The organism is Serratia proteamaculans (genome assembly GCF_013337185.1).
Classification (GTDB): Bacteria; Pseudomonadota; Gammaproteobacteria; order Enterobacterales; family Enterobacteriaceae; genus Serratia; species Serratia proteamaculans_D.
Genome location: NZ_SWDE01000001.1, coordinates 314,876 through 337,087, shown reverse-complemented (window position 1 = coordinate 337,087; position 22,212 = coordinate 314,876). Strand labels below are relative to the sequence as shown.

The window sequence follows — 22,212 nt, the reverse complement described above, 5'->3', positions numbered from 1 at the left end:
GTAAACGCAACGCCGCTTATCAGCGTTTTTTCTTTTTATTGAAATCCAATTCGAAAGCAAACACCGCGCTCTGAATTTTTCTTTCCATTGCCAGGCCCAGCTTCATAAAACGGCACGACAGGCGCGAGAAGTGCACCATGTTGTCGTCTTCATCGAGTTCGTGATCTTCGTTGATCACCACCAGTTCCATATTAACCTTGAAGCTGCCGTAGCTGCCGAGATCCAACATGGCCTTTTTAAACTGAAAACCGGGCTGGAGGTTTTCCGGCAGTGGGCCGTCAACTCGCAAACCAACGCCACCGGCGGACAGGTCGTGGATCCTCAACTGGTACTCACTGCCATCGGCATATTCGCCGCTGCAGAGAAACTCACGCCAGTGGGGAGTGGTGACACGAAATTGACGACGACGCTGGATGTAAACCAGTTCTTTCGGCAATCGGGTTGAACAGGCGTTAACCCCTTGATGGTCGGTAAACTCGGCCTGACCTACGGAGAACTCGATCTTCGCGTCATGACTTTCAATCACAATGGTACATTCGCCGTCGACCGTCGTGTCCGCCTCATCGCCGCTGAACACAATGTTATCCGGTCCGACGCTCAATAGCACACTTTGAAACTGCTGCTGATCATTGACCACCTTCAGTGGCGTGCGCTGTTTACAAATTTCACGCAGTATCGCCAGTACTTCGAAACGCTCCTGCTTGATAAACAATCCGTTATCATTCTGCTCCACTCGTCGCTCCTGACTCTTCCCAATGACGCTTTACACGTTCCTTACAGTTATCATCACTGGGAATATTCCTAAAGTCAAATTTGCCAGCGATGCCAGGCCTGTGGCAGCAGCCTGGCGAAGCGTTTTGCCCAGGCTTGCTGCCCCTGTTGGTCGGCGATTAAATCCTGACGGATCTCAATGCCAACGTAAGGCAGCTGGCGGCGTTCCGCATGCACCGGCAGAGTGTAATCGGTGGCGTCGGTCATGGCATAAGGCTCATTGACGCCGACCTGCAAATCCCCTTCTTCCCGCAGCAGTTCTGCCAGCAGCAAGGCAAACTCCGGCTGACGGTTAAACAGCAACCCCACCTGCCACGGCCGTTCGTTACCTTTAAACACCGGCGTGAAGCTGTGCATGGCGATAATCACCGTAGGCAATCCGCTACGCTGCCGTTCATCCAGATGGTCGGTTATCGCCTGATGATAAGGCCTGAAAATAGCGTGCTCACGCGCCTGCGCATGATTCCCATCAATACCGATATTGCCGGGAATCGGTGTCAATTCCGACAGCGGCGGGATAGAGCTGGCGATACCCGGCGTGCGGTTACAATCAATCACTAACCGTGAGTAACGCTGATGAATCAACGTACTGTCCAACTGGCGGCCAAGATGGCGTGAAACATTTAATGCGCCAATGTCCCAGCCGATATGACGGTCAATTTCTCCAGGCGGCAGGCCGAGATCGCCCAACTGCTGGGGTATCGCCTGGCCGGCGTGATCGCAGAGTAATAGAAAGGGTGCGGCACCCCTGGGCGTTTCAATCGCCACGGCAGCGGGATCTTCGGCGGATAACAAAGGCGAGACAAACGACTGTGGCATGAAAAACTCCGGCGGTGGAACAAAGCCTTATCTTAGGCCATACCCCACCACCGTTGCCAAGCTTCAGGTTAGATCAAAAAGGCATGAAGGCCACGCCAATCATTCTATACAGGCATCCTGTGGCTGATGCACCGCAATATAACGCTGGAACCGCGCCGGTTTAAGCCGGGAAAGATCGACCAGCACCAGGCCGTCAATACAGTTGTTGAAGGCCGGATCGGTACCGAAATCAATAAACTGCACCCCGCCGGGCTCACACAACTCGGTATATTGTTTATACAACGTAGGGATTGAACAGCCGATGTTGCTCAGCAGGCTTTTCAACCTGACCAAATCTTCCTGATAGTTATCGCCGGCAAACTGCGCCAATACCTGCGGTAACGAGGCAGGATAAGGCTGACGCGACTGCGCCAACGCATGATTAGGCGAGAAGTACAGTCGGTAGAAGGCAATCAACAGGTCACGCGCCGTCACCGGCATGCCGCCGGAAATGGAAACCGGACCAAACAGATAGCGATACTGCGGATATTTTGCCAGGTAAGCGCCAATCCCCAGCCACAGGTAATCCAGACCGCGTTTGCCCCAATAGGCCGGCTGAATAAAGCTGCGTCCCAGTTCGATGCCTTGCGCCAGAATCGGTGCCATATCGCGGTCATAGTGGAACAGGCTGTTGCTGTAGATGCTCTCCAGGCCCTTCTGTTCCAACTGTTCGGCCGTAGGAATAAAGCGGTAAGCGCCAACAATCTCCAGCTCATCCGCATCCCACAGCACCAGGTGGTAATAGTCGTCGTCATAGCTGTCCAAATCACGACGGCGACCGGAACCTTCACCCACCGCGCGGAAAGCAATCTCACGCAGCCGACCGAGCTCACGCAGGATAGGCGCTCGCGCCTCACCCTGACGGCGATACAGGAAGATAATTTTCCCGTCCGGCGTCACCCCAAGACGCTCACAGTTTGCCAGCGCCTTCTTCAATTCCAACCGGTCCTCTGGCAAGGCAATCGGTGACTCACTGGCAAACAATCCTTCTTTGCCCTGGCCCAGACGGTAAACGTGACGGCGGAAACGCTCGGCCAAATCTTTGGCGCTGGTGTGGCCATCGTGCCAGTTGGTAAACGGAATACGGCCGCCCACGCGGATTTTGATACGTCCACCCTGCTGCTGGAACATTTCACGTACCAATAAGAGTGTGGAGAGCGGTCGGTAAACCAGCGAGGTGAAATAGAACAGGTTGCTGTTACGCGCGCTAATGTGGATCGGCACAATGGGCGCCCGGGCCTTGGCCGCCAGACGCAGGAAGCCGGTATGCCAGTGGCCGTCACGAATGCCTTTCGGGCTCATGCGCGACACCTCTCCGGCAGGAAACAGGATCAGAGCGCCCTGCTTGTCCAACTGGGCCTGCATGCCTTCAATTTGCTTGCGGTTGGTCTTGTTGCCGACGTTGTCCACCGGCACAAACAGGTTGCGCAGCGGCTCTATGTAGGTCAATAGTTGGCTGGCGACCACTTTGACATCCGGGCGCACTGCCGCCACGGCACGCAGCAGCACCAGACCGTCCAGCGAGCCAATCGGGTGGTTGGCGACCAGCACCACCGGCCCCTGGCTCGGAATATTTTCCAGGTCACCATCGACCAACTCACAGCTGAGGTTAAAGTAATCCACCACCTGCTCAATCAAATCCAGCCCCTTCAGGTGCGGATAGTCGGCGGCAAACTGTTTGAATTCTTTTTCGAAGAGTAAAGTTCTCAGCAGGCTACGCTGCCAGGCAGGGGTCTTGCGGTGTGGAAATGCATCATGCAACAGAGAGTCCAAGCTAAACATCGCGTTATCTCCTGGCTTAGTCGCTGCAAACTTAAGCCAGCGCTATGACCCTAACATGTCAGAAACATGACAGAAAAATGAAATCCCTCAACTATCAGGTATAGCAAATTATTGAAAACTTGGTGGCGAAGAGAGGCCTGTCGCCACCAAAGCCGCATTTTATGCCACCGAAATTAAGGTTTCGATGCGCTGATTCACCACTTCCCGCAACCGCAACAGCGGCTCCGCCTGATGCGGATAACGTTTAAAAGTGATGTCCATCCCCAACTGTTGTTCAATCAAAGCCTCCACCGTCGCGCGGTCAGTCAGGCTTTCCAGCAACTGTAAGGCACGCATGTCCTGCAGGCCCTGGTGCAGTACCCGCAACCGCAGTGACTCCACCGGCATCAGCTTCTCACCGGGGTAAACCACGAAGGCATCGCCGGAGGGAAAGGCATTGCGGCAATCCGTCACCGCGTAGGGGTTGAGTCGCTCCCGCGAATGGCCGCTGTTATAAAAATTGAAGCCCCAATGCAAAAAACCGGTGATGTTGTAGCGGTATAATTGGATCCCCAAAATGCGGTTGCGCGCAGAAGGCTGGGCAAAGAAGCGGTTGGCCACCTCGGTTTTTTGTACACAGCAGTAATAGGCCCACAGGCCGGGCACCTGGTTCTCAATAAAAGGCTCGATATGATCGGTGGCAGCCACCGGCGTTTCCACCAGTCCCTGTTGGTAAAATGCATAATCAGATAGCGCATCAAAAGTACGAAACCCGGCCAACAGCGGGCGCAAGGTAGCGCTGGCACGCTGGTAAACGCCGATATTGTCCAACGTCGGCTCGTCAGAGATATGGAACCACACCCGCTGTTGCAGCTGTCGCTCGCGAAACCAGTCGGTCAATGCAGGCAACAGTGCCTGTAGAAACTGTTGATACTCTTCGCCGTGGGCGTCGGTATGCCAGCCGAACAGCGGACTCAGCGTGCCGTCTATTTCCACCATGATTTTCGGTGCGTGTGCCGCCCCCCACTGGGTAAACAGCGGCGCTATCTCAAAATGTTCAATGCCCTCTTCCTGCGCCATTGCCACCCATTGCGCCAGACGTTGGAAATCAAACCGGTAACCCTGCGCTGACCGCTGTACGCCCACCAGTTGTACGGTGGTACGCTCGCCGCCGATGGCGGTATCCAGCGGCGGCGTGAATATCGGCGTCAGCAACATGTTTACCCCACCGTTAACCGCAGTACGGACAAAGTTGCGTACCGCCAGCCAGTATTCCGGGCTGAACACCGCCAGCTGGTAATAATCCGCCAGACAGTCGGAATGCAGCCATTCGGTGTGCAGCAGGGTTTGCGGTGGCAGCGCGGCCGGGACGATATGCAGCGTCAATGTAGCACTGGCCAGCACTTCCTCGCTGGTCACATCAAACAGCGTCAGCTCAAGTGGATAGTCCCCGCCCGCCACTGGTATTGCCGGTGGGGTTAAGGTCAACCACAGGCTGCCGTAATAATTGCAGGCGGCAAAGAAACGCTCATCGACCAGGGGCATCAGCGGATCGGGAAATAACCCCGGTTCGGTGCGCAGATAGTTCTCGTCGGTCTCGGCATAACAGGGGAAGTGGCTGGGTACTGATTGCACCTGACGCACGCTGATATACTCCGCCAATGGCCCCTCAATACGATAGCCTAATTCACGGCGCGTTTCGTTCCCGCGCCGTTGCAGGCAATAAATCCCCTGCCATGAAACAGTTTCATTATTAAGACTACTGAGTTTATTTATCTGTGCAATCTGCGGTGAATTATGGCTGTGGAATATCTTTTCCAGGCAATGGGTAAAGGTCAATGAAAGGCGCATAACGGTGAGCTCTCTTTTATTGGGAAATACCGACGAGTGATTTTCAGGCTAAACCCTTTTATCGCTGCAAACAATAGAGTCCATTCAAAAATCGGCAATACGCCGTGACAAAGGCTGCCCTATACGATTTTTTTGTTTATTTGCATCACAAAAATGAAAGATAACCCGGCATGCACAATAAAAATGTTTTTAATCCCCATTATGGTGCAAGGGTTATCATTTATTCCTATGCCCCCAGCAGCCCGGAATTGCTGCATGGCAGGGCCAAAACCGGCCCAAAAGGTTAACAGATTGTGAACGGGTAACGCTTTCAGTTTAGGCTTCAACCCTTTCGATTTTAACAACAACGAAACATTCCTGCCCCTTTTTTGGGCAGATCGGGGCGTATTGACACATTGAAAGTTAAGGGATAGAAAGAATTCACGTTACGAAAATATTTATTCGTCGTTCACCGAGGGGAAAGCAATGTCACCGATAAAAAATACCGGCCGTCTTCTGGCGCACTCTGCCATTGCGGTTGCATTATTATTGCCGACCATGTTATATGCCGCCGATCAAATAACTTTGCGTTACGCCGTATGGGACAGAAATCAATTACCTGCCGAGCAGGAGATTGCCAAGCGATTTGAAAAAGAAAACCCTAACATTAAAATCGCCATAGAATTAACCCCATCGGCACAATACTTCGTTAAATTGGATTCCGCTGCTGCGGGTGGCGTCGCACCAGATATATTCTGGATAAACATGCCTTATTTTGTTCAATACGCCAAAAATGGCATCATGCAACCCTTAACGCCATATATTACCGGCAGCAGCGTGCAATTAAATAATATCGTCGCCAGTTCGGTTAAAGCCTATCAGTATGATGGACAGCAAATGGCCATCCCCCGCGACGTTGACTCGATCGCCGTGTGGTACAACAAAAAACTGTTCGACCAGGCCGGCGTCAGCTACCCGACCAACGACTGGAGCTGGGATGACCTGAAAAACAAAGCCACTGCGCTGAAAACCGGCTTGAAAGGCAGTGCCTTCCCATTGGTGATGGATCTGAGCATTGACGGTCAGGACAGCTATATGAACCTGCTGTTCCAGAACGGCAACCACATAGTCCCGAAAGACGGCCAACCCACCGACATTGCTAACGATAAATCCATCTGGGTCTATCAACAACTGCAAGCCATGATGAAAGATGGCTTGATGCCCAGCGCCCAACAGATGAGCGAAGTCAAAACCGAAAACATCTTCCAGTCCAACCGCGCGGCGATGGTGTATGCCGGTTCATGGTTGGCCGCCCCCTTCGCCAACAATCCGCTGATCAACGACCATATCGGCGTGGTCATGATGCCGAAAATCGAGCGCCAGTCCGGCGTGGCACACAGCCTGGCCTTTGCCATGTCCGCCAACAGCGCCCACAAGCAGGAAGCCTGGAAATACATCGAGTTTATGAGCTCCGAAGCCTCGCAAACCGAGCTGGCAAAAGCGGTGATCCCGGCCAACAAACTGGCGGCTAAAGCCTGGGCGGCGGAGATCAAAAAAGTCGATGTCACGCCTTATATTGACACCCTCAACGTGACCGAAGCCTACCCTACGGCCGGTACCAATACGCCGAAATGGCAAAACATGTGGATTGCCAGCCTGAAGAAAATCTTTATGGGCGCGGATGCCAAAGCCGAGATGGACAAATCGGTCAAGAAGATCGAACGCGTGATGGAGCAGTAATCACCCCGAGCCGGTAGCGCCTGCCCGAAGGCGCACCGGCTGCGGAATACCGCAGAGCAGTTACCGGTGAGGAAAGGCAACATGTCGCTGGCAGAAACAACCAGGGTCCCCCTACAACAAAAAAGTGTCCCACGCCCGGCACTCAGCCGCCTGGAGCGCGCCGAGCGTTTCTGGGGCTGGGTAATGATTTTACCGCTGTTGATTGGCTTGACGGTGTTTTATCTGGTCCCCTTTTTACAGAACATCTTTTACAGCTTTACCGATCTTAACCAGTTTATGCGCTGGAGCACCCTCAGCGTCGATAACTACGTCAATCTGTTTGAAGACGACGACTTTTACACCGCCGCCGGAAACACCCTGTTCTACGTGGTGGTGTGCGTACCCATCAGCCTGAGCCTGTCGCTGCTGCTGGCGATTGGCCTGAACCAGAACATCCGTGGCAAGGCAGTGCTGCGCACCCTGCTGTTCTTGCCGGCCGTCACCATGCCTGCCGCAGTGGCGATGGTCTGGCAATGGCTGTTCAACAAGGATTTCGGTCTGATCAACCAGGCGATTGGCCTGCTGGGGATTTCGCCGGTGGCCTGGCTGTCCGATCCGGACGTAGTGCGCATCAGCGTTTCCATCATCATTATCTGGTCGTCGCTGGCGTTGAAGATCATCATTTTGCTGGCCGGGTTACAAAGCATTCCACGTCAACTGTATGAGGCCGCCGACATTGACGGTATCAGCACCCTGCGCCGCTTCTTTTGCATCACCCTGCCGATGATGGTGCCAACGCTGTTCTTCGTTTCGGTGATGAGCTTTATCGAGATCCTGCAAATATTCGACGTAGTGTTCCTGATGTTCGACCGCGCCTTGGTGGAAAGTGACGTGATGACCGTCACCAACCTGTTCTACAAGTATGCCTTTTACCTGCAGGAGAAAGGTTACGCCTCCGCCATCACCGTGGTGCTGTTCGCCGTCACCCTGCTGATCACCCTGATTCAAATGATGATTGGCAAACGCCTGAAAGTCAGCTGAGGAGCCACGACGATGAGCATAAGTAAAAGAACGCTGGTGTATCTGTTTATGGTGTTGGCGGCGCTGGCCTCGGTGGTACCTTTTATCTGGATGCTGGTGACCTCGCTGAAAACCCAGGCTGAAAGTATCCAGATCCCGCTGACGCTGCTGCCGACCCACCCCAGCCTGCAGGCCTACGGCAAGATCATGCATGAAATTCCGTTCACCGACTTTTATCTGAACTCGCTGCTGGCGACCTTTTTCACCGTCACGCTGCAAATGGTGGTCGCCACCATGGCCGCCTATGGCTTCTCGCGCTTGCACTTTCGCGGCCGGGATGCGGTGTTCCTGGTGTGTATCTCGATCCTGATGGTGCCTGGACAGGCCTTTTTGATCCCGCAATTTTTGGTGGTGCAGAAACTGGGGTTGGTGAACAGCATCACCGGGCTGGTACTGCCGGGGATTTTCAGTATTTACGCCACCTTCCTGCTGCGCCAGTTCTTCCTGGCGGTGCCAAAAGAGATGGAAGAAGCGGCGCTGATTGACGGCTACAGCTACTTCGCTATCTTCTGGCGCATCATGCTGCCGCTGATCCGTCCCGGCATTATCGCCTGCATCATCATCAACGGCCTGTGGAGCTGGAATAACCTGATGTGGCCGCTGATCGTCAACACCACCACCGAGAAACTGACGCTGCCGGTCGGGCTGGCATCGCTGTCGAGCCGTGCCGGGGTGGAATATCCGCTGCTGATGGCCGGTGCACTGATGGCGGTGATCCCGATGCTGATGCTGTTCATTCTTTTCCAACGCTACTTCATCCAGGGCATCGCCAGCGCTGGGGTAAAAGGCTAACCGCGTACACAAGGTAAATAATATGGCCGGTATACAGTTAAACAGTGTGAAGAAGGTTTATCCCAACGGGTTCAATGCGTTGCACGGGATCGATCTGGATATTAAAGACGGCGAATTTATGGTGTTTGTCGGGCCATCCGGCTGCGCCAAATCCACCCTGCTGCGGATGATCGCCGGGCTGGAGAGCGTCAGCGAAGGCCAGATATTAATCCACGATCGCTGCGTCAACGACACCATGCCGAAAGATCGCGGTATCGCCATGGTGTTCCAGAACTATGCGCTGTATCCGCACATGACGGTCTACAAAAACATGGCGTTTGGCCTGATCGGCAAGGAAAGCAAAGCCGAAATTGACCGCCGGGTGCGGGATGCGGCCGAAAAACTGGAAATCACCAACCTGCTGCAGCGCAAGCCGGGCCAGCTATCCGGCGGCCAGTGCCAGCGTGTAGCGGTCGGCCGCGCCATTGTGCGCAAACCCAAGGTGTTTTTGTTCGATGAACCGCTGTCCAACCTTGATGCCAAGCTGCGGGTCTCGATGCGCGTTCAACTGATCGAACTGCATAATCAACTCAAGCAGGAAGGTGCTGCCGCCACCATGGTCTACGTCACCCACGACCAGGTGGAGGCCATGACCATGGGCGATCGCATCTGCGTGATGAACCGGGGGGCCATTATGCAGGTGGATAAACCGATCAATCTCTACCACCAACCGGCCAACCGCTTTGTCGCCGAGTTTATCGGCAGCCCGTCGATGAACCTGCACGATATGGCGATTACCCGCAGCGCGCAGGGTATCGGGCTGCGCATTGGCGACGAACATCCGCTCGAACTGCCGGCGACGCTGCAAGGGCAGTTGGAAAATTACCCGCACCCACGCGTTTGCCTTGGCATTCGCCCGGAGTCTCTGCGGCTGTGCGCGCCCGGCAGCAGTAATTGCTTCCCGGCAAAGATTGTCACCATCGAACGCATGGGCAATGAAGAGTTGTTGCACTGCGAACTGGCCGGACTGCGCTTTGTTTTGCGCATGGCGTCGCAGCCTGACTGGGAGCCACGCCTGGGGGAACAGATCCACCTGGCTTTCGACCTGTCCCGCGCTCACCTGTTCGACCAGATCAGCGGCCAAAACCTCAAATAATTAGATCGGAGAATGTGCAATGTCGTCAGCTCAACAAAATGGTTTTGCCGGTCGTCCGGTTCGGGTTCTGGTGATTGGTGCCGGGGCGCGTGGAGAAATTTATTCGCGCTACGCGTTGGCACACCCGGATTTAATGCAGGTGGTGGCCGTGGCCGAACCGCGTGATGTCTACCGTCAGCAATTTGTCGAACAACATGCCATCGCGGCGGATAAGGTGTTCACCGACTGGCGGCAGGCCGCCGACGCAGGAAAATTGGCCGATGCCGTGCTGATCTGCACCCAGGATACTCTGCACCTCGAACCGGCACTGGCCTTCGCCAAACAGGGTTATGCCATGCTGCTGGAAAAACCGCTGTCGCCGGACGCCAGTGAATGCCGCACCATCGTCGAGGAAGTGGTGCGCCAGAAGCTGATTTTCTCTGTCGGCCACGTACTGCGCTATACGCGCTACACCCAAAAGCTGAAACAGCTGCTGCGCGATAACGTGGTTGGCGACATCGTCAGCCTGCAGCATCTGGAACCGGTGGGCTACTGGCACCAGGCCCACTCCTTCGTGCGTGGTAACTGGCGTAACGACGGCGAAGCCGCTTTTATGCTGCTGCAGAAGTCCTGTCACGATATCGACTGGATCCGCTACATCATGGAGTTGCCCTGCGAGCAGATCAGCTCATTCGGCGGCCTGCGCCATTTTCGCCAGGAAAACCAACCGGCCGGGGCCGCGGATAACTGCCTGGACTGCGCGGTGGAAGCCAGTTGCCCCTACTCTGCCAAACGCATCTACCTGGGCGACAACCACAAGGCGACACCGGGTTTCCTGCGGGTGTTAACTCCAGAAGTCAGTCAGCAGCATCTGCAGGCGGCGCTGCGTGACGGTCAATATGGCCGCTGCGTCTATCGCTGCGACAATAACGTGGTCGATCATCAGGTGGTCAACATGCAATTTGCCGGTGGCCGCACCGCCTCCTTCACCATGACCGCCTTTACCCGGCTGGAAGATCGCCAGACCCGTATTTTTGGCAGCCATGGCTGTCTCGAGGGAGACGGACGCTACATCCGCATTACCTCATTCGTCGACGACAGTGAAAAGGTCTACGACGTCGATGAGGCCGAAGATCTGCACGCCATGTCCGGTCATGGCGGTGGCGATTACTACCTTATGCAGCATTTCATCGACGCCATTCGCACCAACGATCCTTCACAGGTGCTGTCCGGACCGGCAGAAACGCTGGAAAGCCACCTGATGGTATTTGCGGCGGAACGCGCACGCCGCGAATCTGCGGTGATCACCCTGAGCGGAGCCTGAAAACGTGGAAATATCACAGATGCGCTACGGTTTCGATATCGGTGGCACCAAGATCGAGATGGCGGCCTACGACCGGCAGCTCAGGCAGGTCCTGTGCCAGCGAGTCACGACTCCCACCGGCGATTATCGCGAGTTTTTGTCCTGCATCCATCAATTGGTCAACAGTGCCGACAGCCAACTGCACACCCAGGGCAGTATCGGCATCGGTTTACCGGGCGTGACGGATCCACGCAGCCGCCGGCAACTGGCGGTTAACGTCCCCTGCCTGACCGGACATTGCCTGGCAGACGATTTGGCACAAGAGTTGGCGCGACCGGTTGAAATTGAAAACGACTGCCGCTGCTTTGCCCTTTCCGAGGCCAGTACGCCGCAAACCGAGCATCTGGCGCTGGTGTTCGGCGCCATTATCGGCACCGGGGCCGGCGGCGGCCTGGTGATGAACAAGCAGTTGCATAAGGGCCGCAATGGGCTGGCCGGAGAATGGGGCCACACGCCGATCTCCGCCCAGTTGGCGCAGCGCTACGACTTGCCGTTATTCACCTGTAATTGCGGGCTGACTGGCTGCTTTGAACGCTATGTTTCCGGCAGCGGTCTGCTGGCATTAAGCCGCCATTTCGGTCATCACGCCGACCACGTACCGGCGTTGATCGCCAGTTATCGACAGGGCGACCCGCTGGCGCGGCGACTGATGTCCATGTACGTCGATATTCTGGCCAGCGCACTGGCCAGCCTGCAACTGTTGCTGGATGTTGATGCTTTCGTGCTGGGTGGCGGGCTGTCCAACGTTGGCGAGCTGTATTCACTGCTGCCCCCGGCCATGAGCCATTGGCTGTTGCCCGGTACCGAACCGGCGGCAATCTACCCGCCGGTTCACGGCGACAGCAGCGGTGTACGAGGAGCTGCGTTATTACGCCAAAGCTGGCAATAAAAAATAGTGAAAAGACCACCAGGAAAAAATCAGTGGCGCAGCTTTCATCCTGCTTTTGACAAATTAACCCAGGCGGCAAGTTGTCGCCTGATAAATAACGGATTACGGCTTTTCACTTTATTCCCCAACGCCTTTCGATTGAGGGGCAACCGAAAGGCATTTTAAATATAAACAACTGATACATATGGATTTTTATAAAATAACCGATTGCATTTCACTGTTTCGTTTGCTGTAATTCGCCACGAACAACTGAAAGCACTCCTGCCAGATTAACTGCGACGCATAGCGCCGCGGCCGGGTATGGCTACAGCTAAATCAGGAGTCACGCGTTAATGATCAATACCCTAAAACGACGGGAATTAATTATCGACCAGCTTTGTCGCGAAGGCTCAGTGCGCGTCGAGCAACTCAGCGCCCAGTTTTCGGTTTCCAGCGTCACTATCCGCAGCGACCTGCGCCAACTGGAGAAAAGCGGCTGTGCGGTCCGTGCCTATGGCGGCGCGATGCTCAATAAACAGTTCGCCTTCGATCGCCCGTTACAGGACAAGGGACGTCTCAATCGCGACGTGAAATACGCCATTGCCTGCGCGGCTGCGGGACTGGTCAACGACGGCGATGCCATCATTCTCGACTCCGGCTCGACCACCAGCCAAATGGCGCAGCAACTGGTCGGTAAAAAGGATCTGGTGGTGATGACCAATGCGTTGAATATCGCTTTCGAACTGGCCAATAACGAACAGGTTGATCTGATGGTGGTCGGCGGCAGCGTACGACGCAAATCCTGGTCACTGTATGGCCCGGCCGCTGAGCAACACATGCGTCAGTTCCGTTTCGACAAGCTGTTTCTTGGCGTCGACGGTTTTGATTTGCAAAGCGGTATCACCACGCCGGATCCCGGTGAAGCACAACTCAATCGCGCCATGTGCGACGTAGCGCGTGAAGTGATCGCAGTGGCGGACGCCAGCAAGTTCGGGCGCACCAGCTTTTGCATGATCCGTGAAATCGGCCAAATCCAGCGTTTGGTCACCGACAGTCGCATCCCGGAAAGCTACCTGCATGCGCTGAACCATTTAGGGGTCGACGTGCTTATCGCCGACCGTTAACCGAGGTTTTTAAGGAGTTTCAACATGAACGGTTATTTTGCTTACGATGCGGGCTGGCTGGAACAACGACATGCGCTGCATACCGCACGTGAGATCTGGCAGCAGCCGGACTTATGGGCCGCCCTGCACCGGCAATTGCAGGAGCAACAAACGCTGTGGCAGCCTTTCCTGGCCCCATTGCTGGCTAACCCGCGCCTGCAGATTATACTGTGCGGCGCAGGCAGCTCCGCCTTCGCCGGCCGTGCATTGGCACCCTGGCTACGCGAGAAAACCGGCCGTGACGTAGTGGCCTACGGCACCACCGATATTGTCGCCAACCCGCACCAATATCTCGACCTGACTCGCCCTACGCTGCTGGTGTCTTTCGCTCGCTCCGGCAACAGCCCGGAAAGCGTGGCAACGGTGGAACTGGCCGATCAATTGCTGCCGGAAAGCTATCACCTGATGCTGGTATGCAACCCGGACAGTCAGTTGGCGCAATACGCCCATCAGCGCGATAACGTCTGTTCGCTGGTGATGCCGCTGGGATCCAACGATCAAAGCTTCGCCATGACCTCCAGCTTCAGTTGCATGATGCTGTCCGCCGCGTTGTTGCTCGGCCCCTATTCCCTTGCCGAGGCCCAGCGGCCACTGACGGCAATGGTAGCGCGCTGCCATGAACTGCGTGACAGCCTGCAACCTCAGGTGAAGGCGTTGGCTGCCAGCGGTTTCCGGCGGTATATCACGCTGGGCGGCAGCTGTTTTACCGGGCTGGCGGAAGAGGCTTCGCTGAAGATGCTGGAGCTGACGGCCGGGCAGATTGTCACCCGCTACGACTCGCCGCTCGGCCTGCGTCATGGGCCAAAATTTATGGTCGACAACCAAACGCTGGTACTGCTGATGTTCTCCAGCGGCGACTATGCCCGTCAGTACGATCGCGATCTGTGGAACGAGCTGCAACGTGACGGCCTGGCAATGCAGATGATCGGCTTGGCCGGCAGCACCCAACCGCTGTGTGAACAAATGCTGAACCTGCACCACGCCGAAGATGACGTCTGGTTGCTGTTCCCTTACCTGTTATTCACCCAGATGCTGGCATTTGAAAGTTCGCTGGCACTTGGCCTGACGCCGGATAATCCGTGCCCGACCGGTGAAGTTAACCGGGTGGTGAAAGGCGTCACCATTTACCGTTACCCGTCTTCTGTGGCGTAAGGAATCTCTATGTACCTGATATCCAATCGCGAAATGCTGCTAAAAGCACAGCGCCAGGGTTATGCCGTGCCGGCGTTCAACGTCCATAATCTGGAAACCGTACAGGTGGTGGCAGAAACCGCCGCCGAACTGGGCTCACCGGTGATTATGGCCGGCACGCCCGGCACCTTTAGCTATGCCGGTACCGACTATTTGATCGGTATCTGCCAGGCAGCCGCCCATCGTTACGATCTGCCATTGGCGCTGCACCTGGACCACCACGAAGAAATGGATGACATCGAATATAAAGTCAAAAGCGGTATCCGCTCGGTGATGATCGACGGCTCACACCTGCCATTCGCGCAAAATATTGCCAAGGTGGCCGAGGCTGTGGCGCTGTGTCACCGCTACGGTGCCAGCGTGGAGGCAGAGCTGGGCCGGCTCGGTGGCCAGGAGGATGACCTGATTGTCGATTCTACCGACAGCTTCTTTACCGACCCGGCCGCCGCACGCGAATTTGTTACCGCGACCGGCATCGATTCACTGGCGGTGGCGATTGGCTCCGCCCACGGACTGTATCACGGCGAACCCAAACTGGATTTTGATCGTCTGGCGCTGATCCGCGAACAGGTCGATATCCCGCTGGTACTGCACGGCGCTTCCGGCATTCCTGAAGCCATGGTCAAACGCGCCATTTCACTGGGTGTCTGCAAGGTCAACGTAGCTACCGAACTGAAAATCGCCTTTGCCGATGCGGTAAAAAGCTATTTCTCCCAGCACCCGGACGCTAACGACCCGCGCAAGTATATCGTGCCCGGAAAACTGGCGATGAAAGAGGTGGTAGCCGAGAAAATTCGCATCTGTGGCAGCAGTGGCATGCTGTAACTCAGGATAAAGCACCAGATTTGGCCGCCGTTTTAGACTCAACTGCGGCCACAACCCTCTTTTTAACGTGACGTAGCTCACAGTACATCCGCTACATTCGCCTGCTAATCATTAAGCCACCTTCACCATGATCTAAATCATAGTTTTTCCCACCTCCCTCCCTATTATCAAATCTATCGGCGATAAGAATTAAGAATAGTATATAAACCATTTAAGACGGAGATTCGGAAGTTTTTGTTTACGGATAACGCCTGGCATATCTGTTGAACTTTATTTAATTGGAAACACTTATTTTATCACTTCATTTTAAAAAGGAATTAATAATGAACTATTCTCGCATAGCTTTGGTACTCCTGGCCCTTCTCCCCGCGACCCTGCAGGCAGCACAAAGCCCCAGCGGCCGTGTAGCTTCTGGTACCATCCGTTTTACCGGCGAAATCACAGCGCCAGCCTGCACTATCAAACACCAGAATGAAGGGATCATTTCCAATTGTTATGGCGTAAATTCGGCACACAGCAATGCTCTTGTCACCACATCATTAAAAAATATGCCACCAGAACTGGTTTCCAGCGTGACAACTGAAATGATTAATAATAACGAAAATCTAAAGAACGTCACAATAAGCTATAAATAACCTGCGTTATCTTTATTAATAACCCAGGTTACTTTTATTAGTCACCTGCGGTATTTGTTTAGTATTAATTTTGACTCAATTAAATAAATTTATTGAAGATTTATAAATTTATTTTATACATTTGAGGCATAAAGCGACACACCACATTCATGCTCACAGTATGGGCAACCTCAGGTTGCTCATCTTCATGTCCGGAATCCGCCATCGTTCACACGCATTTCATGTAATAATCCGCTCATCAAACGAGAGGAGTGTTCACATGCAAACTTTTTTTATTGACCGTATGGCGACGCCAGTGGGTGAACTGGTGCTGATTGCCGATGAGCAGGACCGGTTACGCGCCATTGACTGGACAGAGCATGAAGCGCGTCTGATGAAGCTGCTGAATACCCACTACCGTGCCGATCGCTTCCAACTGGTAGACAAATCCAACCCTGGCGGTCTGACCGATGCCATGCAGCGCTATTTTTCAGGTGAGCTGGATGTCATTAATCAATTGCCGGTGATGACCGCCGGTACCGAATTCCAGCGTAGCGTGTGGCAGCAACTGCGCCAGATCCCCTGTGGGGAGATCATTACCTATGGCGAATTAGCGAAACGCATCGGTCGCCCAACGGCATCACGAGCTGTGGGTATGGCCAACGGCTCCAACCCCATCAGCATCGTGGTGCCCTGCCACCGGGTGATTGGCTCGCAAGGCGCATTGACCGGCTATGCCGGTGGCGTCCAGCGCAAACAGTGGCTGTTGAAACATGAAGGGTATTTACAGAACGAACTGCTTTAATCCCCTACCAGCCGGGGCATCGCAAAGATACCCCGGCTGCGGTAAGCGTTACGTATTGATGTAAGTGGTAAAGAAATCAAAACATTTCAATCAGCTACAGAACAATCGGCGGTATGATTGCACAAATTTCGCACAGAATGCCCCCGTTGTTATTAATGCTACCCTTATCACCTGCCGGAAAAGATGTTAAAATTGACGCATATCAATTATTGAATGAGCGTAATCTATGATCCCGGAAAAACGCGTGATTCGTCGTATCCAGTCTGGTGGTTGTGCGATCCATTGTCAGGATTGCAGTATCAGCCAGCTGTGTATTCCTTTTACTCTTAATGCTCATGAGCTGGACCAGCTCGACAACATTATCGAAAGGAAAAAGCCTATCCAGAAGGGCCAGACCCTGTTCAAGGCCGGCGACGAGCTGAAATCGCTGTACGCTATCCGCTCCGGGACCATCAAAAGTTATACCATTACCGAGCAAGGTGATGAGCAGATCACCGGTTTTCACCTGGCGGGCGATCTGGTCGGTTTTGACGCCATTGGCGGCCTGAAGCATCCAAGTTTCGCCCAGGCGCTGGAAACCTCCATGGTTTGCGAGATCCCGTTCGAAACCCTGGATGACCTGTCCGGTAAAATGCCTAACCTGCGCCAGCAAATCATGCGTCTGATGAGCGGCGAGATCAAAGGCGATCAGGACATGATCCTGCTGTTGTCGAAGAAAAATGCCGAGGAGCGCCTGGCCGCTTTCGTCTATAACCTGTCGCGCCGCTTTGCGGAACGCGGTTTCTCACCACGTGAGTTCCGCCTGACCATGACCCGTGGCGATATCGGCAACTACCTTGGCCTGACGGTAGAAACCATCAGCCGTCTGCTGGGCCGCTTCCAGAAAAGCGAAATCCTCAGCGTCAAAGGCAAATATATCACTATCGAAAACGTCGACGCCCTGTCGATGCTGGCCGGTACGCCACGCATTAACGTGACCGTAAACGCCTGATCCCAAGCTGGGTTAGTAATTCAACAGAATTATTGACCCGGCTCATCTCTGCTGCTGTTCTGTTTTTCAATGTTGGGTTACTCTGTAAATTGACAGACTGTTGATTTTCAGCTGTAAGGAGGCCCTATGGCGAAGTATCAGAATCTTCTGGTGGCTATTGACCCCAACCAGGATGACCAGCCGGCGCTGCGCCGGGCGGTGTACCTGATTAAACGAAATGGCGGGCGCATTAAGGCCTTCCTGCCTATTTACGACTTCTCTTACGAGATGACGACCTTGCTTTCCCCGGACGAAAGGACGGCGATGCGACAAGGTGTTATCAGCCAACGTGCCGCATGGATCAACGAGCAATGCCGTTTTTACCTCGACGAAGGCGTTCCTATTGAAATCAAAGTGGTCTGGCATAACCGCCCTTATGAAGCGATTATTCAGGAAGTGATCGCCGGCAAACACGATCTGCTACTTAAAATGGCGCATCAACACGACCGGCTGGAATCCGTTATTTTCACCCCAACCGACTGGCATCTGTTACGAAAATGCCCTTGCCCGGTGTGGATGGTCAAGGACCAACCCTGGCAGGAAGGCAGCAAAGCGGTGGTGGCGGTCAATCTGGCCAGCGAAGAACCCTACCATGACCCATTGAACATCAAGCTGGTACAGGAAACCGTTGAACTGGCGCAAAACGTCAACCAAACCGAAGTTCACCTGGTCGGCGCCTACCCCGTTACCCCCATCAATATTGCTATCGAACTGCCAGACTTTGACCCTAGTGTCTACAACGACGCCATTCGCGGGCAGCACCTGATCGCCATGAAGGCGTTAAGGCAGAAATTCTGCATTAAAGAAGAATTTACCCACGTTGAAAAAGGCCTGCCGGAAGAGGTGATCCCCGATTTGGCCGAGCACCTGCAGGCGGGTGTGGTGGTATTGGGCACGCTCGGTCGTACCGGCATTTCGGCAGCGTTTATCGGCAACACGGCAGAACATGTGATCGACCATCTGAAATGTGACCTGCTGGTGATTAAGCCGGAAAACTTCAATTGCCCGATCGAAGCCGACGAAGACGATGAGCATGACGACGAGGATTGATGTTTGACGCATAAAAAAACGGGCCTTATTGGCCCGTTTTTATTTGTTGGCGTTACGCCTGCAGCGCACGCAGTATCGCTTCCACACTCTCTTTGGCATCGCCAAACAGCATCTGGGTGTTCTCTTTAAAGAACAGCGGGTTCTGCACGCCGGCATAGCCGGTGTTCATCGAGCGCTTAAAGGCAATCACGTTCTGCGCTTTCCACACTTCCAACACTGGCATACCGGCGATTGGGCTGCGCGGATCTTCCAGTGCGGCCGGGTTCACCGTATCGTTGGCGCCGATCACCAGCACGGTGTCGGTATCCGCAAAATCGTCATTGATTTCGTCCATCTCCAGCACCACGTCATATGGCACCTTGGCTTCGGCAAGCAACACGTTCATGTGGCCCGGTAAACGCCCGGCAACCGGATGAATGCCGAAACGCACCTTGATGCCGCGTGCCCGCAGTTTCTCGGTGATTTCCGCCACCGGATACTGCGCCTGCGCTACCGCCATGCCATAGCCTGGGGTGATGATCACCGAAGTGGAGTTCTTCAACTGCTCGGCAACTTCTTCCGCGGTGGTTTCGCGATACTCGCCCATTTCTTCCGCATTACCGGTCGAAGAGCCATCGGTACCGAAGCCGCCGGCGATCACGCTGATAAACGAACGGTTCATCGCCTTACACATGATGTAAGACAGGATGGCCCCCGAAGAACCCACCAACGCACCGGTCACGATCAGCAAATCGTTGCTTAACATAAAGCCCGCTGCCGCTGCTGCCCAACCCGAGTAAGAGTTGAGCATCGACACCACTACCGGCATGTCGGCACCCCCGATGGAAGCCACCAGATGCCAACCAAACGCCAGTGCGATAACGGTCATCAGCACCAGCGCCACGGCCTGCCAACCCACGCTGTCGGCGCGAATAAACACCACCAGCAGCAGGAAGGAGACCACCAGGGCCGCCAGGTTCATTTTGTGCCGATTTGGCAGTGCCAGCGGTTTGGAGGAGATGATGCCACGCAGCTTGCCGAACGCAACAATCGAACCGGTGAAGGTGACCGCACCGATAAAGATGCCGAGGAACACTTCGGTCAGATGGATATTCTCCATCACCGGCTCCATTGGCGCGCCGTGATCCAGGTAGCTGTTTAACCCCACCAGAACCGCCGCCAGGCCAACAAAGCTGTGCAGCACCGCCACCAGTTCTGGCATTTCGGTCATTTCGACCTTTTTCGCCAGGTAAACCCCGATGGAGCCCCCGATAATCATCGCGATGATGATCCAGCCCACGTTGCCGGAATCAGGCCCGAGGATGGTGGCAATCAGCGCAATCGCCATCCCGGCAACGCCAAACAGGTTGCCCCGTTTGGACGTTTCATGGCGCGACAGGCCGGCCAGACTACAAATGAACAGGATAGCGGCAACAATGTATGCAGCTGTAACTAATCCTCCAGACATATGCTACCCCTTAGTTCTTGCGGAACATCTTCAGCATGCGCTGAGTGACGGTGAATCCACCAAAAATGTTGATGCTGGCGATCAGCACGGCGATAAAGGAGAGGAAACTCACCCAGCCGCCATGGCCAATCTGCAATAACGCACCGACCACGATAATCCCTGAGATCGCATTGGTGACCGACATCAACGGGGTGTGCAATGCATGGCTGACGTTCCATACCACGTAGTAACCCACCACGCAGGCCAGCGCAAACACGGTAAAGTGAGACAGAAACTCTTTCGGTGCGGCGTTGGCCAACCAACCAAACAGGATAATGGCCAGCGCCATCAGGCCATATTTCAGCCAGGGTGAAACCGGTTTTGCTGCCGGTTTGGCAACCGGCGCTGCGGCCTGTGCCTGTTTAGGCTGGGCAGAAACCTGGATTGGCGGTGCCGGCCAGGTGACTTCGCCACTGCGCACCACGGTAACGCCGCGGATTACGGTGTCTTCAAAATCAACGTCAATTTCGCCGTTTTTCTCTTTCGACAGCAGCTTCAGCAGGTTAACCAGGTTGGTACCGTAAAGCTGTGAGGATTGAGTCGGCAGGCGGCTTGGCAAATCGGTATAGCCGATGATTTTCACGCCGTTGTCGGTAACGGTCACGCGGTCGGCTACGGTCAGCTCACAGTTGCCGCCGTTTTGCGCCGCCAGATCGACGATCACGCTACCCGGTTTCATCGAAGCCACCATCTCTTTGGTGATAAGCTTCGGTGCCGGCTTGCCCGGGATAAGCGCCGTGGTGACAATAATGTCGACCTCGGCCGCCTGGGCGGCGAACAGCGCCATCTCGGCCTTGATAAAGGCTTCGGACATGACTTTGGCATAGCCATCGCCGCTGCCCGCTTCTTCCTCAAAATCCAGCTCGAGGAATTCCGCGCCCATGCTCTGTACTTGCTCTTTGACTTCCGGACGGGTGTCGAAGGCGCGAACAATCGCCCCCAGGCTTCCTGCAGCACCGATGGCCGCCAGGCCCGCTACGCCGGCACCGATGATCATGACCTTGGCGGGTGGAACCTTGCCGGCAGCGGTGATTTGCCCGGTGAAGAAGCGGCCAAACTCATGCGCGGCCTCAACAATCGCACGGTAACCGGCGATGTTGGCCATTGAGCTCAGTGCGTCCATGGATTGTGCGCGTGAGATACGCGGTACAGAATCCATCGCCATTGCAGTGACGTTGCGAGCGGCCAGCTGCGCGATCAGCTCCGGGTTTTGCGCCGGCCAGATAAAGCTGACCAGGGTGCTGCCCTCGCGCATTAACGCGATCTCGTCCTCAAGCGGTGCGTTAACTTTTAAAATCAGATCCGACTGCCAGACATCAGCGGTGTCGGTGATTGTTGCCCCAGCGGCTTCATAAGCGCTATCGTCAAAACTTGCCAGTTTACCCGCCCCGCTTTCAATCGCGACGGTAAAGCCCAGCTTCAGCAGTTGTTCCACCGTTTTCGGCGTTGCTGCGACCCGGGCTTCATTGGCCAACCGTTCTCTTGGTACACCAATACGCATAATGTTCCCTTCTCACCTGTCTATGATGATGTTTATTATCTTCCTACCCATAGCGATGGCCCCGGCTGACAGATTTTTATTAACCTTGTCGGCAACGAATTAAGGCGCCATCTATAACCTACTGAAAATATGATCGATGATCCATAATTGCTTACGCATTCAGGTCTGTTTTTACATAAAAACTCAGACAGTGACATGATAAATCGCAAATTAAAGTTAAAAACCCCAGTGGAATGCCGTTTTTGCGGCCATATTGGGGCTGACGAAGGTTGGCGACTTTCCAGTGACACACGGCCAAAGCGCATAAAAGTTATAAAATTGTGAATAATTAACACTTATGACATCAAAGGCTTTATTATTGAAACTTATGGCGATTCTGCGCAGAATATCG

The 22,212-nt window shown here is 54.5% G+C and carries 19 protein-coding genes; 13 read left to right on the top strand and 6 right to left on the bottom strand.

Annotation, left to right across the window (positions count from 1 at the left end; all coding sequences use genetic code 11):
• Positions 1–19: 19 nt before the first annotated feature.
• The 4 genes from FCL49_RS01640 to FCL49_RS01625 all read right to left on the bottom strand — a co-directional run bounded on the left by FCL49_RS01640 (position 20) and on the right by FCL49_RS01625 (position 5,241).
• The gene (locus FCL49_RS01640) at positions 20–733 is read right to left on the bottom strand and encodes a flagellar brake protein (protein ID WP_174352138.1); all 714 of its coding nucleotides are present in this window, start codon (positions 731–733) and stop codon (positions 20–22) included.
• Between the two features lie 74 nt (positions 734–807).
• Positions 808–1,590, bottom strand: coding sequence for an N-formylglutamate amidohydrolase (locus FCL49_RS01635; RefSeq protein WP_174352137.1), 783 nt, complete (start codon positions 1,588–1,590; stop codon positions 808–810).
• A 99-nt stretch (positions 1,591–1,689) separates the two neighbouring features.
• Positions 1,690–3,411, bottom strand: coding sequence for an ornithine lipid synthase OlsF (gene olsF / locus FCL49_RS01630; RefSeq protein WP_174352136.1), 1,722 nt, complete (start codon positions 3,409–3,411; stop codon positions 1,690–1,692).
• Positions 3,412–3,570: 159 nt separating this feature from the next.
• The gene (locus tag FCL49_RS01625) at positions 3,571–5,241 is read right to left on the bottom strand and encodes a DUF4091 domain-containing protein (protein WP_174352135.1); all 1,671 of its coding nucleotides are present in this window, start codon (positions 5,239–5,241) and stop codon (positions 3,571–3,573) included.
• Between the two features lie 465 nt (positions 5,242–5,706).
• Between FCL49_RS01625 and FCL49_RS01620 the strand changes: the two genes are divergently transcribed.
• From FCL49_RS01620 to uspE, 13 genes are all read left to right on the top strand, one after another.
• Positions 5,707–6,960, top strand: coding sequence for an ABC transporter substrate-binding protein (locus FCL49_RS01620; protein ID WP_174352134.1), 1,254 nt, complete (start codon positions 5,707–5,709; stop codon positions 6,958–6,960).
• 81 nt (positions 6,961–7,041) lie between these two features.
• Positions 7,042–7,980 (top strand): carbohydrate ABC transporter permease, encoded by a 939-nt coding sequence (locus FCL49_RS01615; protein ID WP_174352133.1) that lies wholly within the window; start codon positions 7,042–7,044, stop codon positions 7,978–7,980.
• Positions 7,981–7,992: 12 nt separating this feature from the next.
• Entirely contained in the window at positions 7,993–8,811 is an 819-nt protein-coding gene (locus FCL49_RS01610) for a carbohydrate ABC transporter permease (RefSeq protein ID WP_174352132.1), read from the top strand.
• 22 nt (positions 8,812–8,833) lie between these two features.
• Positions 8,834–9,946 carry an ABC transporter ATP-binding protein gene (locus FCL49_RS01605; RefSeq protein ID WP_174352131.1) on the top strand — a complete coding sequence of 371 codons (1,113 nt, stop codon included), beginning with the start codon at positions 8,834–8,836 and terminating at the stop codon, positions 9,944–9,946.
• Positions 9,947–9,965: 19 nt separating this feature from the next.
• Entirely contained in the window at positions 9,966–11,249 is a 1,284-nt protein-coding gene (locus tag FCL49_RS01600) for a Gfo/Idh/MocA family protein (protein ID WP_174352130.1), read from the top strand.
• A 19-nt stretch (positions 11,250–11,268) separates the two neighbouring features.
• Positions 11,269–12,177 (top strand): ROK family protein, encoded by a 909-nt coding sequence (locus FCL49_RS01595; protein ID WP_174353430.1) that lies wholly within the window; start codon positions 11,269–11,271, stop codon positions 12,175–12,177.
• A gap of 332 nt (positions 12,178–12,509) precedes the next feature.
• Positions 12,510–13,280 carry a transcriptional repressor AgaR gene (gene agaR, locus FCL49_RS01590; protein ID WP_174352129.1) on the top strand — a complete coding sequence of 257 codons (771 nt, stop codon included), beginning with the start codon at positions 12,510–12,512 and terminating at the stop codon, positions 13,278–13,280.
• A gap of 24 nt (positions 13,281–13,304) precedes the next feature.
• A complete protein-coding gene (locus FCL49_RS01585) occupies positions 13,305–14,471 on the top strand; it encodes an SIS domain-containing protein (protein ID WP_174352128.1) in 1,167 nt (388 codons plus the stop codon).
• 9 nt (positions 14,472–14,480) lie between these two features.
• On the top strand, positions 14,481–15,335 hold the full coding sequence (locus FCL49_RS01580) for a tagatose bisphosphate family class II aldolase (RefSeq protein WP_017892969.1): 855 nt from the start codon (positions 14,481–14,483) through the stop codon (positions 15,333–15,335).
• Between the two features lie 323 nt (positions 15,336–15,658).
• A complete protein-coding gene (locus FCL49_RS01575; protein WP_174352127.1) occupies positions 15,659–15,970 on the top strand; it encodes a hypothetical protein in 312 nt (103 codons plus the stop codon).
• A 259-nt stretch (positions 15,971–16,229) separates the two neighbouring features.
• Positions 16,230–16,754: a methylated-DNA--[protein]-cysteine S-methyltransferase gene (gene ogt / locus FCL49_RS01570; protein ID WP_174352126.1), complete on the top strand. Its 525-nt coding sequence runs from the start codon at positions 16,230–16,232 to the stop codon at positions 16,752–16,754.
• A gap of 226 nt (positions 16,755–16,980) precedes the next feature.
• Positions 16,981–17,745, top strand: coding sequence for an FNR family transcription factor (locus FCL49_RS01565; RefSeq protein ID WP_174352125.1), 765 nt, complete (start codon positions 16,981–16,983; stop codon positions 17,743–17,745).
• A 126-nt stretch (positions 17,746–17,871) separates the two neighbouring features.
• Positions 17,872–18,834 carry a universal stress protein UspE gene (gene uspE, locus FCL49_RS01560; RefSeq protein WP_099062933.1) on the top strand — a complete coding sequence of 321 codons (963 nt, stop codon included), beginning with the start codon at positions 17,872–17,874 and terminating at the stop codon, positions 18,832–18,834.
• A gap of 52 nt (positions 18,835–18,886) precedes the next feature.
• Here the strand turns inward: uspE and pntB are convergent, their stop codons facing one another.
• A complete protein-coding gene (gene pntB / locus FCL49_RS01555) occupies positions 18,887–20,281 on the bottom strand; it encodes a Re/Si-specific NAD(P)(+) transhydrogenase subunit beta (protein ID WP_174352124.1) in 1,395 nt (464 codons plus the stop codon).
• A gap of 10 nt (positions 20,282–20,291) precedes the next feature.
• Positions 20,292–21,821, bottom strand: coding sequence for a Re/Si-specific NAD(P)(+) transhydrogenase subunit alpha (gene pntA / locus FCL49_RS01550; RefSeq protein ID WP_017892974.1), 1,530 nt, complete (start codon positions 21,819–21,821; stop codon positions 20,292–20,294).
• Positions 21,822–22,212 lie beyond the last annotated feature (391 nt).